Annotated in this window: 14 protein-coding genes; 6 read left to right on the forward strand and 8 right to left on the reverse strand. The window is 62.2% G+C overall.

The genetic code is table 11. The features are described 5' to 3' along the window. Positions 1-2: 2 nt before the first annotated feature. Positions 3-2,054, reverse strand: a complete 2,052-nt coding sequence (locus K9U37_RS13210) for a TnsB C-terminal domain-containing protein (protein WP_243072072.1) — start codon at positions 2,052-2,054, stop codon at positions 3-5. Then, entirely contained in the window at positions 2,051-2,761 is a 711-nt protein-coding gene (locus K9U37_RS13215) for a TnsA-like heteromeric transposase endonuclease subunit (RefSeq protein WP_243072073.1), read from the reverse strand. Before K9U37_RS13215 ends, K9U37_RS13210 begins: the two co-directional genes overlap by 4 nt. Before the next feature lie 692 nt (positions 2,762-3,453). Between K9U37_RS13215 and K9U37_RS13220 the strand changes: the two genes are divergently transcribed. From K9U37_RS13220 to K9U37_RS13230, 3 genes are read left to right on the forward strand one after another with little or no spacing between them, the layout of a single operon-like run. Next, the gene (locus K9U37_RS13220) at positions 3,454-4,611 is read left to right on the forward strand and encodes a tyrosine-type recombinase/integrase (protein WP_243072074.1); all 1,158 of its coding nucleotides are present in this window, start codon (positions 3,454-3,456) and stop codon (positions 4,609-4,611) included. Next, positions 4,608-4,967: a helix-turn-helix domain-containing protein gene (locus K9U37_RS13225; RefSeq protein ID WP_243072075.1), complete on the forward strand. Its 360-nt coding sequence runs from the start codon at positions 4,608-4,610 to the stop codon at positions 4,965-4,967. The genes K9U37_RS13220 and K9U37_RS13225 overlap by 4 nt, the downstream gene beginning before the upstream one ends. Positions 4,968-4,972: 5 nt before the next feature. Then, on the forward strand, positions 4,973-6,433 hold the full coding sequence (locus K9U37_RS13230; protein WP_243072076.1) for a tyrosine-type recombinase/integrase: 1,461 nt from the start codon (positions 4,973-4,975) through the stop codon (positions 6,431-6,433). A gap of 89 nt (positions 6,434-6,522) precedes the next feature. Here the strand turns inward: K9U37_RS13230 and K9U37_RS13235 are convergent, their stop codons facing one another. From K9U37_RS13235 to K9U37_RS20540, 3 genes are read right to left on the reverse strand one after another with little or no spacing between them, the layout of a single operon-like run. Further along, positions 6,523-7,257 carry a TetR/AcrR family transcriptional regulator gene (locus K9U37_RS13235; RefSeq protein WP_243072077.1) on the reverse strand — a complete coding sequence of 245 codons (735 nt, stop codon included), beginning with the start codon at positions 7,255-7,257 and terminating at the stop codon, positions 6,523-6,525. Then, the gene (locus K9U37_RS13240; protein WP_243072078.1) at positions 7,172-7,711 is read right to left on the reverse strand and encodes an AzlC family ABC transporter permease; all 540 of its coding nucleotides are present in this window, start codon (positions 7,709-7,711) and stop codon (positions 7,172-7,174) included. Before K9U37_RS13240 ends, K9U37_RS13235 begins: the two co-directional genes overlap by 86 nt. Beyond that, the gene (locus K9U37_RS20540) at positions 7,684-8,172 is read right to left on the reverse strand and encodes a histidine phosphatase family protein (protein ID WP_372489513.1); all 489 of its coding nucleotides are present in this window, start codon (positions 8,170-8,172) and stop codon (positions 7,684-7,686) included. Before K9U37_RS20540 ends, K9U37_RS13240 begins: the two co-directional genes overlap by 28 nt. A 163-nt stretch (positions 8,173-8,335) precedes the next feature. Between K9U37_RS20540 and K9U37_RS13245 the strand changes: the two genes are divergently transcribed. Beyond that, positions 8,336-9,655, forward strand: coding sequence for an IS4 family transposase (locus K9U37_RS13245; protein WP_243070403.1), 1,320 nt, complete (start codon positions 8,336-8,338; stop codon positions 9,653-9,655). Between the two features lie 120 nt (positions 9,656-9,775). Here the strand turns inward: K9U37_RS13245 and K9U37_RS13250 are convergent, their stop codons facing one another. Together K9U37_RS13250 and K9U37_RS13255 are read right to left on the reverse strand one after the other, a co-directional pair. Then, positions 9,776-10,633 carry a 3-hydroxybutyryl-CoA dehydrogenase gene (locus tag K9U37_RS13250; protein WP_243072079.1) on the reverse strand — a complete coding sequence of 286 codons (858 nt, stop codon included), beginning with the start codon at positions 10,631-10,633 and terminating at the stop codon, positions 9,776-9,778. Positions 10,634-10,844: 211 nt separating this feature from the next. Next, on the reverse strand, positions 10,845-12,233 hold the full coding sequence (locus K9U37_RS13255; protein ID WP_243072080.1) for an MFS transporter: 1,389 nt from the start codon (positions 12,231-12,233) through the stop codon (positions 10,845-10,847). Positions 12,234-12,425: 192 nt separating this feature from the next. On the opposite strand from K9U37_RS13255, the gene ilvC reads away from it, so the two are divergent. Next, positions 12,426-13,463, forward strand: a complete 1,038-nt coding sequence (ilvC, locus tag K9U37_RS13260) for a ketol-acid reductoisomerase (RefSeq protein ID WP_243073368.1) — start codon at positions 12,426-12,428, stop codon at positions 13,461-13,463. Positions 13,464-13,466: 3 nt separating this feature from the next. After that, on the forward strand, positions 13,467-13,985 hold the full coding sequence (locus tag K9U37_RS13265) for a hypothetical protein (RefSeq protein ID WP_243072081.1): 519 nt from the start codon (positions 13,467-13,469) through the stop codon (positions 13,983-13,985). On the opposite strand, the gene K9U37_RS13270 is transcribed toward K9U37_RS13265, so the two are convergent. Further along, positions 13,960-14,844: a FadR/GntR family transcriptional regulator gene (locus tag K9U37_RS13270; protein ID WP_243072082.1), complete on the reverse strand. Its 885-nt coding sequence runs from the start codon at positions 14,842-14,844 to the stop codon at positions 13,960-13,962. The two genes, K9U37_RS13265 and K9U37_RS13270, sit on opposite strands and share 26 nt — an antisense overlap. Positions 14,845-14,883 lie beyond the last annotated feature (39 nt).

Genomic DNA, 14,883 nt, shown 5'->3' on the forward strand with positions numbered 1-14,883 from the left:
GGCTACTCCTCGCCCGCGTCATCGATGCGCCGTGCCGGCCGACGCGTTGGGGCTGCAGCGGTCTCGTTGATTGCGGAAACAGTCGCCAAGTGTTCGGTCCCCACATCTGAACGATTTTTCTCGGTGACGGGGGAGAGCGGTGGCACCACGGGTTTGTTCACGCTGTCGCGTTTCGCGGCTCGCTGTTCCTTGACTGTGCGAGCACCACCGGTTTGGATGCGGCTGATCTCGGCAAGGACATCAACTCCGGTGGGCGTGTCGCCGCGGCGCTCTATTGCCTGGCGGGCGGCGCGCAGAACGTCGAGGGAGAACGGCGCCAGCGCCTGTTTGGCGAGGCTCCACTCGGCCTCAATCCATTCGCCCCGGAAATGGTCACGGAGGAAGATCGACTGCAGCCGATAGGGGTCGTATCGGACTTCCCATCTGTCGTTCGCTGGGAGCGGCAAACCACTCTTGACGCCACGGTAGGGGTGCAGCGCTGGACTGTCGTAGTGCAAGCTCTCGAAATTGACGCCGTAGCCCTGGATTGTCCGGTACGCCACCGGAAGTAAGCCAATGTAGTCGTCGCGATCCAGCGCGACATTGACCGTTGGTGCAACCGAGGCCAGCGCCGCGAAGGCCTCGTTGGGGGTGAGATCCTTCTTCGGCATCGCGGGGTGGCGGAGTCCTGGATGCCGCTTGTTCTGCCAGACAGCGACAATCCAAAGATCCAGCAGGTTCTGCACCTCGGCCAACGTCCAAATAGCCTCGGTCTGTGGGGACGCTCCACGATTGACCACGTTTGGTCCGACGTATCCGGCGAGGTACTGGGTGAACCCACTGTTGATGGCCGCAAAGACTCGTTCAACGTGGGGTTTATCGGTAGGCGTGCGTGGCGCAGCCTTGGTCACGCTGATCTGCAATCGCTCGCAAGCATTGAGAAAGGTCGAGCCGACGTAAACCTTGCCGCGGTCCACGGTGATCGACTCGGGCACAATCACGGGTTTGGCGGCGACGCTGGTCCGTATTTCGTCGTCGCCCTCGATCATTCCTGCGGGAAGGATGGAACGTGAAAACGCTACGGATGGTTGCCACCCGGGCTGCATTGGAAGGGGCGTGAGTGCCCGAGCGAGAAGTACTGCCGCGTCGACGCTCTTGGTAGCTACTGGTCGCAGAATCGCTGCGCACAAAGTGCGGGTGGCGATGTCTAGCATTACCGTCAGGTCCACACGTCCCGTGGTCCCATCGGGGTATATGACCAACAGATCCATTGGCGTGCTGTCGACTTCGGTAAGTTCACCTGGCCGCGAAGGTGCCTGATGACCCCACGTTCGGTCCGGCCGGTTGGCCTGTGTTCGTCGAGTTGTCGCATTTCCGAAGGGATGCCGGGATTTCTCGATATTGTCCAGTGCGCGATACAAAGTCGACCGCGAGGGGAGTGGCAGCCCCAACTGGGTGGCCTCTATGCTGATCTGCTTGATTACGCGCGAGCGCGTGCCGGTCGAGACGTTCGTTTGCGCCCTGACGGCGTTTTCGAGCAGGGATGCCACCGCCGGGTCGATTCGACCGGTAGGAGAGGCCTGCCTATGCATGCGCCCGTCGACCAGGCCTGCAACACCGTCATTGCGATACGCCTTGATGTGGCGTTCCAGACTCCTGAAGCCAATGGGAGTGTTGGCCGCTGCCAACTCGGACACTTTCGCGGCAATCCGGTCCTTGAGTGGAAGTTTGGGGTCGTACTCCCGACGGGACGGTGGTGCATCTTGTTCGTCGTGGCCGTCAAGATTCGCTGGAGGTGTGCCGGTAAGCACTTCGATGACATGATGGCGGAGGAACAATACGCGTTCGCGAGCATCGGTATCGAGAGTCTCCAAGACCGCGGCCGAGTCGAGGCGGGGAAGCCGATCTGGAACGTCCGGGAGAAAGCTGTCGTCCCCGAGCAGTTCGGCAACCCCGATCCGGCGAATCCGCCCGGACATAAGGTCTTTCAGCGCCAGTTCCGGTCCGTCCTGGGCTACGACCTGCCATGTCTGACCGTCATACTGCAGGCAGTCGAACAGGCGAACGGACTTCATGCCCACACCTCGCTGGACATCGACAATGGCCGGCTCAGATCTGTTGACAGAATCTGCCGCCATAACAGGTGCAGCACGTTGGCCGTCAGGACCTCGGTGCTGAGACCCGTCGCGCCGCTGATACGGCGTAGACCGTCTTGAAGCGGAAGTGGCCTTTCGAAGCAGTCCCGGATCAACTCAGCAGTGCCCATGGTGGGAGCATTACGGTCATGCCGGTACCCGGCGAGCCAGCGCAGATTGTGCGCGTGCTCTGACGGGAGTCCGGTGAAGACGTCGTATTGCCAACCGATTTCGTCGCACGCCTTGCGTGTCAGGGCAAACTGTTCGGCGTTCTTCTCGACTCGCTCGGGAGACCGAACGTCAACGACCCGTCCATCACCGTTGGAAAGCCGAACGAAGAAGTCAGGTACGTGGTCGTGGTGGCCGCCCGTGCCTCGTGGCCATAGCAGCGCCAACGGCTGGGCCGCGATGGCAACAACGTCGGTCGCGGCATCTGCCGACAGTAGGAACTCACGTTCGAGGAGTGACTCGAAATCCACGTGTCCGCGATTTGTGCTTGACCAGTACAGGCCCTCGTAGTTCCGTTTGCCCGGCCAGGAGAAGAACTCACGGATCGGCGTGGCACGCTCGACCCGCACCGACCCGACGCCTAGTGACAGCTCCAGGTTTTGAACGGTCCCGTCAACGCACGCCAGCACCCGCGTCACGTCCGTGGCGTTCCGCGGTAGCGAACGCAGACGTGGAGTTGCCATTCTCGACCCCTTTGAACCAGCTGCCCGGAGGCTACAGGCGCAGTCCGACATTACCGCCAGGTTTACTGAGAAAATAGCGACGCGCCGAAGACCGCCAGATGTTTTGCGAAAACCGCCAGGTATATCGAGACAGGACAGTTTCGGTGGGTGGGTGTGACGGTTTGGCCGGAAAACGGCGACGTTAAGTTGACATAATGTGGCTTATCGGCAAAATTTTCTATCGAGGTCATCACTAGATGAATACTCGCGGCGAAGTGCTTTTCGGCCTGACCTGCACGTTCGTCTGCGGCCGCCCCGGGCCGCCGTGACGAGAAGGTTCTGTGGCCATCCGATCTACCTGCATGGATTGCACCTTCATTCGTCTAACGAATGCAACCTGCAGTTGCGCGGTGGCCGCTTGACGACATGCGTGACGGGTTCTCCGATCCCGTTCGATTGATCACCAACCCGTCTCAGCACCCTGGCGCACATTCGTCACTGTGACGTAATAGTCTGTGTCACAGTGGTTCTCGGCATTCGCATCTCGCCGAATGACATCAAGCGCGACTGGTGGCCCGCGCCGGCGTAACGGGCGTTGACGCGCCGCCGGTGTACTGCCGAACCATAAATCAATCGTTAGATGAATGAAACGGTGTTATGATCGATGAATGGCTGACTACGAGCCACTCCCAGGCGGTGCTCCGCTGCGGTTGCTGCGCGGCGACGCGCGATTGCTGCGAGCCGACGAGCAGGTCTGGTCGGAGATGCTGGAGGGCTGGCGTGCGTCGCTGCTGGCACGCAATAGCGCCGTCGGCACCATCCGAAACTATGTGCGAGTGCTGACCGATTTCCAGACGGTCTGCAACGACTACCCGTGGCACTGGAGCCCCGCCGACGTGGGCGACTACGTGACCGTGCTGCACGCGCGGGCGCACGAGCGGCGCGGCACAACGGCGGCGAAGTCGACGGTGCGCGGGTATCTGATGGTCATCCGGTCGTTCTGCAGCTTCCTGTGCGAACCGCGCTACGGGTGGGCCGAACTGTGCCACAAACTGTTCGGCGAATATCCCGCGCAAGTGTGCTTCGAGTACAACCTGCCCGTCCACGTCTCGGAGAATGAGGCCGAGCCCAAGCGGCGGGCGTTCTCACGCGATGAGGTGCAAACCTTGTTCGACTACTTCGACAACCGCGTCGACGAGCTGTACGCCGCCAACAAGAAGGCGTGGCTGACGACGCTGCGCGATGCCTGCATCGCGAAGGTCGCCTACGCGTACGGTGTGCGACGACAAGAGCTGCTGTGGCTGCAGACCGTCGACTTCGGCCCGAATCCTCATGTCCCGCAATACGGTGCGTTCGGCGCCATGTACGTGCGTTGGGGCAAGGGATCGCGGGGTTCTCAAGCCAAGAGACGAACAGTCCTGACGGTGCCGTTGATGGGTTGGGCCCCTGAGATCCTGGATGCCTGGATCAACGATCCCGAGTGTCGGCAACGGATGACCTTCGGTGCGGCATCACCCTGGTTGTGGCCCTCCGAGCGCGGCGCCCAGCTGACGCTCGACTCTTATGCGACTCGGTTCACCGATCACCGCCGCGCCGCGGGACTGCCCGACGGTTTGTCACTGCACGGATTCCGGCGGTCGTATGTGACCCATCTGATCGAGGCCGGTTACGACCCGCTGTTCGTCCAGCAGCAGGTCGGGCACGAACAATCCTCGACGACGGCGCTCTACACGCAGGTGTCCTCGGACTACCGGCAGAAGACTCTGCAACGCATGATCAGCCAGCGCCTTGGATCGGCGGACATCAGCTACGGGAAGACGCCATGACCACGCAGAAGCGGGTCGACTTCGAGTGGAACCTGCGCAAGCTCATGGCCGCCCGCAACCTGTGGAAATCCACCGAACTCATCCCGCTGCTGCGCTCGCGCGGAATCGTGCTCTCACAACCACAAACCTACCGGCTGATGACCGGCAAGCCTGAACGCATCAACACCCGGGTGTTCGCCGCATTGTGCGACATCCTGGACTGTTCGCCCGCGGAACTGTTCGAACCGATCGTGGTGATGGAAGCGCGGGCGACGGCGAATGCACCCGACGTGCACCCCGGATCGACGGCCAGACCCACAAACCAGAAAGCCCCGGGCGTTCGCCGGGTTCGCGTCGTCGAGGACGAGGAGACATAAGAACCTTGGCCCGCCCAAAACCACTCCCCGACCCCACCAAGTACACCCCGTGCCAGCGCTGCAACCAGGCCTACCCGACCGTGGCGTGGTGGCAAGGCCAGCCGATCTGCAACTACTGCTACCTGGCCGGTAAACGCACCACCGGCCGCTGCGTCCGCTGCCGGCACGTCGGGATCTGTCCGGGCCGCACCCCCACCGGAGAGCTCTTGTGCCGCAAGTGCAGCGGCATCCGCCTCAACGTGGACTGCGTCCAATGCGGCGATGAAGCCGAACTCTACCGCGCCGGCCATTGCTGGCGGTGTGAACTCGGCGCCCAAGTCGACCAACTCCTCACCCACCCCGCGACCGGCACGATCAACGTTCAGCTCGAACCCCTGGCCTCGGCCCTGAAATCGATGTCGCGACCCAACAGCGGAGTGACGTGGTTGCGCAACCAGCAGGTGCGTTCCATCCTGCGCCAGCTCGCGCAGAGCCCCACCATCGACCAATCACTGCTGGAGGGCCTTCCTCCATCGCGGCACACCAGCCACATCCGCGCACTGCTCGCCCAACACGGCGTCACCGACGCCAAGGTCGACTACCGCGACAGGTTCGACACCTGGTCGCTGGACAAGATCGCCGAGGTCAACGACCCGGCATCCCAACGTGTTCTCCGCAGCTACCTGCGCTGGCACCTCGCCCACAAGCTGCACGACGCGTGCAGCGAAGGCCGATTCCTCGCCAGCAAGCAAGCCGTCACCGTCGCGGTCAGTTTTTTCAATTGGCTTGCGGCACAATCTATCCCATTCACCGAAGTCTCGCAGACCGATGTCGACCGCTATATTGCCGAGGGACCCGAGACGCGGCGTCTGCTGACCCGATTCCTACCCTGGGCGATCAAGAGCTATCGGCTGACGAAGTTGGAGATCACGCCTCATCGGCGAGACACCACCCGGGAAAAGACCGTTGACGAGCAGATCGAGCAACTGCAGAATCTGTTCGCTCACCCCGACATGAACGCCCAGGATCGGCTGATGGCCGCCCTCATCCTCGTCTTTGGGCAACCGACCCATAAAGTCGTTGCGCTGCAATGGAAAGACATCACCATCCGCGACGGTGCTCAGGCCATCACCCTGGGCAAGCACCCGGTGATCCTCGAACCCCCACTCGACGAACTCGTCGTCGCGGTCAGCCAATCCGTTGCCAATCGGCAAACCGCCGCCAACGCCGTCACCCCGTGGGTGTTCCCTGGCTATCGACCCGGAAGCCACCTCAACGCCAACCACGTCCGGATCCGGCTGAAAAAGCTCGGATTTCCCTCGCTCTCCACGCGCATTGGCACCTGGCAGACCATCACCCAGACCACCCCGCCACCGGTGCTGGCCGATGCGCTCGGCCTGAACCCGCAAACGGCGATCCGCCACGCCCGCCGCGGATCCGGCCAATACGGCGCCTACGTCGCCGACCGCATTCACGCAGAGACATAACCACCAACAACCCTTACCTGGAGATAAGTCTCACTGCACGGCACTAGGGAGCCCCCCCCGAGGACAGTGACTGATCTAGCGGGCGGCGTTCAACGCCCGGTGATGAGGGGAAGGATCATCGTTCGGGCGAAGGTGCGGAGTTGTTCGGGACTAGTGAGATCGGGTGGTCCGTCGGGGATCACCACTAGCGAATGGACTAGGCGGACGAGGATGGCCGCGAGGGTATCGACGTCATCGCCTGCCGGTAGTCCGAGATCGGTTCTGCCGCGGCGAATTTGTTCGGCGACGAACGCGGCACCAACACGTAAGCCTTCGCCAGCGCCGAGGGTGATCTGCGCCAAGGTTTCGCCTCGGTCTACGGCGAGGCTTTGACGAAACACTCGATGGTCGCGCAGCAGCGTCACAGTCACCACCATGCCCTCCACGATGCGTTCGGAAACGTCCTGGATGCTTCCGATTTCGGCCTCGATCTGGGCGAGTAGTCGGCGAATCTCGTGGATGATCGCGGATCGCACGATGTCGTCCTTGTTGCCCATTCTGCGGTAGAGGGTCGTGCGGTTCACCCCGGCGCGGCGGGCTATGTCGTCGGCTGAGGTGCGTCTGATTCCGACCAGGGCGAACTGTTCGAGTGCCGCGTCGAGTATGCGGGTGTCCACCACATCGCCGGAGCTGTTGTCGCTCAGCAGCAGTTGCAACACCGGGGAAGAACCCATCGAGTACCGCCTCCTCCGATTCAGTCTAGCCGTATGCAACATATCCACATATAGTGTGGCATTGTAGCTCCCGGTGCGGTTGGCCGGACCAGACGCGAGGAGGCCGATCAATGAACGCGACCGTGTCGCGTAACGGCAGGTTTTTGGTGCGGGTCACGGTGAGCGCGACAGCATGATCGACAAGCAAATAGGAACCCAGGGTGCGCGTCCTAACACTGGCACCCACGAACATTGGTGCGAGGCTGGCCGAATAGACGATAAAGCGAAGGTTGATGATGAGAGCCGTGGTGATCACGACACTTGTCGCCGCGCCGTTGCCGATCAGATCCACTGCCGCGATCTGTGCCGCACCTGCGTAGGCGAAGAGCGAAAATGCCGCTGTCTCAACGATAGTGAACCCATTGTGGGTGCCGGCGAGACCAGCGACGGCGGCGAAGGGGGCTATCCCGATGAGGACTGGGAGCATGGCGATGGCCCCGGTACGCAGCGCGCGACGCCTCGATGTTCGGTCTGAGGTCCGCTCGTCATCCGATTCGGTCATTCGGAGTTCCTGCTCAGTGTCCACGATGGTTGTGGTGCAGCTTGTTGACCCGACATTTTGATGATGCAACCGTTTCCGAGTGGATACTCGTCTGGCCCGTCTGCCCACAATCTGATCCCTTCCCGGATGACGTCGCCGTGCGTGACCAACACGATCGGTCCCTGTGCCGGGGCCAGCAGCGGCAGCAGGCGGTGTAGTCGTTCGGCGACTTCATTTCGTGACTCACCCTGTGGTACAGCCTCGTTGGGACTTATGGCTGATTCCGCTTGATGCCCTTCGCTCGCGGGTCGGCCTTCATATACTCCCCAATGCCGCTCGCGCAGAAGGGGAGTGTGGTCGAACGGCAGTGCTAGTCGGGCTGCGATGATGCGAGCTGTTTGACAAGCCCGCTTTAGGTCCGAACTGAGCAATAGGACAGGGTTGTGGCGGCTGAGCTCATCTGCCGCTGTATGCGCCTGCCGAACACCTCGCAGGGTTAACCGCAATGCCGCTCAGTTAAGGGTGTGACTGTTGGGTCAAGTGTGACGGGTGCGGCGTGTCGGGGAGTTGGGGCAGCGGAACTCCCGGTATGGATGGATTGTCCGACCAAAGACACCATCTCACCTGGGAGTTCCGCTGTCTGTTCAGTCTGTCATTCGTGGTTCGGTGGTGGTTGGTGCGGGTCGGTTCGCGCCCGGTCACCTCGGTGGGTTGACCCAGATCGTCCCGTTCGAGATGGTCGATGCGGTGCTGGAATCGACCCGGACGGTGCAGGCCAGGGTGCGGGCGTTGCCGTCGCGGGTGGTGGTGTACCTGCTGCTGGCGGCGGCGCTGTTCGCCGAGCTCGGCTACGGCCAGGTGTGGGCTCGGATGACCGCGGGCCTGGACGGGATCGACGTCGCCGATCCGGTGTCCTCGGCGTTGGCGCAGGCCCGTCGCCGCATCGGTGTCAAGCCGCTGCGGGAGCTGTTCGACCTGGTCCGCGGTCCGGCCGCCGGTGCGGCGCGATGGCGGGGCCTGCTGGTATGCGCGATCGACGGCACGTCGATGTTCACCCCCGACACCGCGTCGAATCTGGCCGCGTTCGGCCGGGTCGGCGGCGGCAACGGCCCGTCGGGGTATCCGATGCTGCGGATGCTGACCGTGGTCGCGTGCGGCACCCGCACCGTACTGGGTGCCGTCTTCGGCACCTTGAGCGTGGGCGAAACCAACTATGCACCAAAGCTTCTGGGCTGCCTCCGCCAGGGCATGCTGCTGCTCGCCGACCGTAACTTCGCCGCCGCGGGCCTGATCGAGCAGGTCGCCGCCACGGGCGCTGACCTGCTGTTCCGCGCCAAGACCAACCGCAAACTCCCCGTGATCGGCCACTGCGGTGACGGCTCGTGGCTGTCGCGGATTGACACGACGACCGTGCGGGTGATCGACGCCCAGGTCGCCGTGCGACTCGCCGGGGGCCCACGTCGCAGCGAGCGCTACCTGCTGATCACCACCCTCACCGACCACCGGCGATACCCCGCCACCGAACTGGTCGCCCTCTATCACCAGCGGTGGGAGATCGAAACCTCCTACCTGGAACTGAAATCCACCATCCTCGGCGGCCGGGTGCTGCGCGCCCGCACACCCGACGGGATCGCCCAGGAGATCTATGCCCTGCTGGTCACCTACCAAGCGCTGCGCATCGCGATATCCGATGCCACCGCCACCGCCGCCGCCACCACTGACCGCGCGGGCTTCAGCATCGCGCTCAACACCGCCCGTGACCAGGTCATCCAGGCCGCCGGCGTCATCGCCGACACCACTATCGACCTCATCGGCAAGATCGGCCACGCCGTGCTCGATCACCTGCTCCCGGCCCACCGCCGCAGAACCAGTCCCCGCGTCGTCAAACGCGCCATCTCCAAACACCGCGCCAAAGGCGACATCGACCGCAACAGCTACAAGATCACCGTCGACGTCACCATCAACGGCCAGTTGACAACCGGCCCATGACCTTAACTGAGCGGCATTGGGGTTAACCGCGGCTCGGAGGTTTGCCCTTGCATCAATCCAGCGCGGTTCCACGTCGACTCACCATGCCGCACCCATAACGTGTTTATCGGCACGGCGAACTCAGCTATAGCTGAAGAATCCGCGGCCACTTTTCCGGCCGAGGAGCCCGGCTTCGACCATCCGCGCCAGCAGCGGCGGACACGCATAATGGGGCTGCTTGAACTCGTCGTACAACGAGTCCGCAATCGCTCTGACGGTGTCGAGCCCGATTAGGTCGCTGAGCGCGAGAGGCCCCTGGGGGTGGGCGCAGCCGCGGACTAGTCCCTCATCTATGTCCGCTGGTACCGCAACCCCATCTTCAACCATTCGGATCGCGGACAGCAGGAACGGGATCAGCAACGCGTTGACGACGAACCCGGCGCGGTCTTTGCAATTAATTGCATGCTTGCCGAGCACATCTTGAACGAAAGCGCGGGCTCGTTCGGTGGTTTCGTTTGCGGTCAGGAAGCTCGGCACCAACTCGACCAGCGACAACACGGGGACGGGATTGAAGAAATGGATGCCCAGCACGCTCTCCGGGCGTTCGGTCACCACACCCAGCTTGATAATCGGAATCGACGATGTGTTCGAGGCAAGGATCGCGTCTGGGTCGGCCACCACCCGGTCAAGCTGCCGAAACAGCGCGGTTTTGACGGTCTCGTCCTCCATGATTGCTTCGATCACCAGTGTGCTCTCGGCCAAAGCGTCGATGTCTTCGCCGATCCGAATCCTTCCCAGCACTTCCGCGGCGGAGACGATCTTTCCTCTTGATTCCGCCTTTGCCAACGAATTCTCCAGTCGCCGCCGCCCGGCGTCGGCAGCTGCGGTGCTGAGTTCCACTACGGTCACAGGCTGCCCGGAGCGGGCACAAGTCTCGGCGATCCCAGCCCCCATCAGGCCACATCCGACGACACCAACCCCGTCGATCGCGCTACTCACAGCGCCATTCCAACAAGCGCCGGATTAGCTTGCGCCTTCCAGATCGGAATCGTCGGTTGCTGAGTTATGGTGTGTTGACGTGACTTTCGGACGGATTCATGGTTCATCGCACAGATCATCCATTTCTTGTTCCGATAGCGGATTGGGGCAATGAGGCGCCCGTCTGCAGGCCCGTGGATCGCATTGACGGAGCACATCTTCGCGCCCGGGGTCAGGGCTGCAGAGCTTCGTCGACGGGCGCGTCGTTGAGGTCGTTGTTGTTGGTTTCCGGTAACGCCCACACGCAGATCAGGCTGACGGCGGAGAGTCCGGCCAGCAACACCCCCACCCAGATGCTGGGGTAATGCGCCACGATTTGGGCCGCCAGTATCGGCGGAATCGCTCCGCCGATGATGCCGCCAAGGTTGTAGCTCAAACCCGCTCCGGTGTAGCGGAATTTCGACTGGAACATCTCGGGGAGCAACGCGCCGGCGGGTCCGTTGGCGATGCCGTACAGCGACAGGGTGATGGTCACGCCGATCAAGAAGGCAATGGGTGAACCGGTGTCGAGCAGTGGGAATAGCGCAAGCGACCAAAAGAACGCGATGACGTAGGACCCTGCAATGACTTTCCTGCGGCCAATCCGGTCCGAGAGGATGGCGGCTGCGGCTGTGGCAATCGCGAGCACGACAGCGGCGATTATGCCGAAGCCGAGGATCATCGTCCGGCTGAATTCAAGCGTTCCGGTTCCGTAGCTGGTGAGGAAGGTGCTTCCGATATAGAACATCGCGAACAGCGTGGACATTGCCAGTCCGGCGAGCACGATCTGTTTCCACTGCACCCGCACAGCGTCGGCGAACGGGAGTTTCACCGGTTCGCTCTCGAGCTTCTTGTTCTGCAGGTGCGTCTTGAAGACCGGTGTTTCTTCCACGCTCAACCGAATCCAAAGCCCGACCATGACGAGCAAGAGCGATGCGATGAACGGGAGGCGCCAACCGTAGTTGATGAATGTCTCGCTGGTGGCACCGACCGTTACCGAGGCCAGGAAGAACGTCGCGCTCGCCAGGAAGAACGCACAGGCCGGCCCCAGCTGTGGGTACACGGCCATTCGTCCGCGTTCGCCCTTCGGCGCATATTCGGCCGCCAGGAGCGTCGCGCCTGCCCATTCACCGCCCATGGCCAAACCCTGCAGGAAGCGCATGCCGACCAGGAGGATCGGTGCCCAGATCCCGATGCCGTTGTCGAAGATGCCGAACACACCGGTCTCATAGCCGGGGAAAAGCCCGATCAAGACGGTCGAGAGTCCCATGATCAGCAGCGTCCACACCAGGGTCCGCTTGCGACCGATCTTGTCACCGAAGTGGCCGAACAGGATCGAGCCGATGGGGCGAGCGAAGAACGCGACTCCGAACGTTGCGAACGACGCGATCGTACCCATCGCAGGACTGGTACCGGGGAAGAAAATCTTGGGAAACACCAGCGCGGCGGCGGTGCCGTAGACGAAGAAATCGTAGTACTCAATCGTGGTGCCGACGAGGCTGGCGGCTCCGACTTTGCGCAGGCCACGACGTTCAGCGGTTCGTTCTTGGCCAGCGGTCAGAGCTGGGCTGTCCTGATGCATGGGCGTCTCCAATAGTGGATGAATCTTACTATGGTCCTACCACAACTGTGGTTCGCACCACAAGCCATACGGGAACGTTGCACCCGCCACATAGCGACCCTTGACTCTTCTCGACATTGCGCGATATGGTCCGACCACACCACTGGTCTACCGTCAAGTTGATCTTCTTAGTGATGAAGGTTGGAGTTTGCCGTGCCCGCCAAGATGTTTTACGACCCCGATGCCGACCTGTCTCAGATCCAAGGGAAACGAGTCGCAGTCATCGGCTACGGCAGTCAGGGCCATGCCCAGGCACTGTCTCTGCGGGACAGTGGCGTCGACGTGCGGATCGGTCTGCAGCCAGACTCGCGCAGTCGCCTGAAAGCGCAGGAGGAAGGCTTACCGGTACTGACTCCCGCCGAGGCGACCCGGGAAGCGGACGTGATCGTCATCCTGGTCCCCGACCAGGGTCAGCGCACGCTGTACGCCGACGAGATCGCTCCAGCTTTGAGCGCGGGCGATGCCCTGGTATTCAGTCACGGCTTCAACATTCGATTCGGGTACATCGTGCCGCCCCCGGATGTCGACGTCTTCATGGTCGCGCCGAAGGGACCCGGACATCTGGTACGCCGCGAGTTCGTGGACGGTAAAGGCGTGCCTGTGCTCGTCGCGGTGGAACAGGATTCTTCAGGTCAGGCGTGGCCCTTGGCGTTGTCGTACGCCAAGGCCCTGGGCGGACTGCGCGCCGGTGGGATCAAGACCACCTTCTCCGAGGAAACCGAGACCGATCTGTTCGGCGAGCAGTCGGTGCTCTGCGGAGGCGCGTCTCAGTTGGTGATGTACGGGTTCGAGACTCTGATCGAAGCCGGCTACCAACCTGAGGTCGCCTATTTCGAATGTCTGCACGAGCTGAAGCTCATCGTGGACCTGATGTATGAAGGCGGTATCGCCAAACAGCGCTGGTCATGTTCGGACACAGCAGAATTCGGCGATTACGTCTCCGGGCCCAGGGTGATCACACCGGACGTCAAAGAGAATATGAAAGCTGTTCTCGCCGACATCGTCGACGGCTCGTTCGCGCGGCGCTTCATCGAGGACCAGGACACCGGTGCAGCTGAGTTCCATAAGCTGCGCGCCCAGGGCGAGCGACATCCCATCGAAGGCACCGGCCGTGACCTGCGCAAACTGATGAGCTGGATCCAACGGCAGGACGTCGACGTGGACTACACGGGAACCGCTGCGCGGGGTTGAATCGTGCCAGACAGTGACCGGCAGCGCCCAGATTCGCCGCCGCCTACGCCGGCGGTGTCCTGCAAGCTGATCGTTGCCGCAGAAGCGCCGTGGGCCGGGGAGATCTACGGCACCTATCCCGGCCGACTCCGACTGCGTTTCAGCACACTGGAAACCTTCTGCAGTTCGCTGCTCGCAGTCACCGGATGGTCAATTGATGCGACCTCTCCTCAGAAGACCGACCGGGCAACAACTCCCGAGCGAACACACAGCGGCCGCCGAAAGCGCTGTCAGCCCAAACCGCCACCGCCATACGCGAATCCATCAACGAAACGTAAATTCATTATCGCCACCCACGAACCATGGTCCGGCGAAATCTACCGGACACGTCCCGGCCTCAAGCACTTCCATTTCGGAAGTTTTGAAGGATTCCTGCGCGCGGTCCTCGACATCACAGACTGGACCCTCGAACCCAGGAATCCCCTAGCGGCTGGCCCAGTCATCGCAGAGCCGACCTTCAACCGCCCCATTTCAGGGCGCTAGCGCTGGTCGGGCAGCGGCCACTTCGACTCACGTTGGCTAGCAGCTCGGCGACCCGGTCACCGTCACCGTCTATGATCGCCGCCACGACGGCCGAGTACTCGTCCGCCAGCCACCGCGCTGCCTCCTCTGCGGTGTCCGGTTCTGCGGGAATTGTTGTGCCGCCAGGGAGTTCGGTCGCCCTCACAGCTCCGATCAAGACCTTCACCAAGGCATTATCAGCTGCCTCAATGATGCGTCGATGAAACTCCTGCTCGAGGTCGTCAAACTCCGTGACGTCGGTGGTCTTGTGCATTCGGTCGACCACACAACGCAATTCAATGATCTCCTCGTCGGTGGCGAGGTCAGCGACCTTCCGCGCCGCCAACCACTCGATCAGGAGCCGCACCTCCGCGAGATCGTCCGGGGTGAACGATGCCACCTGCAGATGTAGTCGCAGTACCATCGCTATCCCCGTGGCGCTGTCCTTGACGATCATCGAACCGGATGACGGTCCCGAACCGGTTCCAGCCTCCACCACGCCGATGGCCTCCAGAATTCTCAAGGCTTCCCGGACCGCACCTCGGCTGACTCCTAATGCTTCCGCGAACTGACGCTCCGCGGGCAGTCGATCCCCAGCTTTGAGAACCCCAGTCATCAGACGGTGCTCGATCTCCGCTACAACCTGCTCGTGTGTGCGCATGCGCGCCAAGGGTTTCCATAGCGTCGTCAACGCAGCATCGGCTCTCGCCATAGTGACCTCCCGCAGGGATAACAGCGTCCCTGATAAATGGATTCGTCTGCGGGCCGTCAGGTCTGACTTCATCCCCATGAGCAGGGATGTCACAGTAGCGCGACTGCGCTGGAATCTCACCAACTTCATCGGGCACGCACCGAAAGTTTACGGCAAAGAGCTGCCTGT

This window comes from Candidatus Mycolicibacterium alkanivorans (assembly GCF_022760805.1).
Lineage (GTDB): Bacteria > Actinomycetota > Actinomycetes > Mycobacteriales > Mycobacteriaceae > Mycobacterium > Mycobacterium alkanivorans.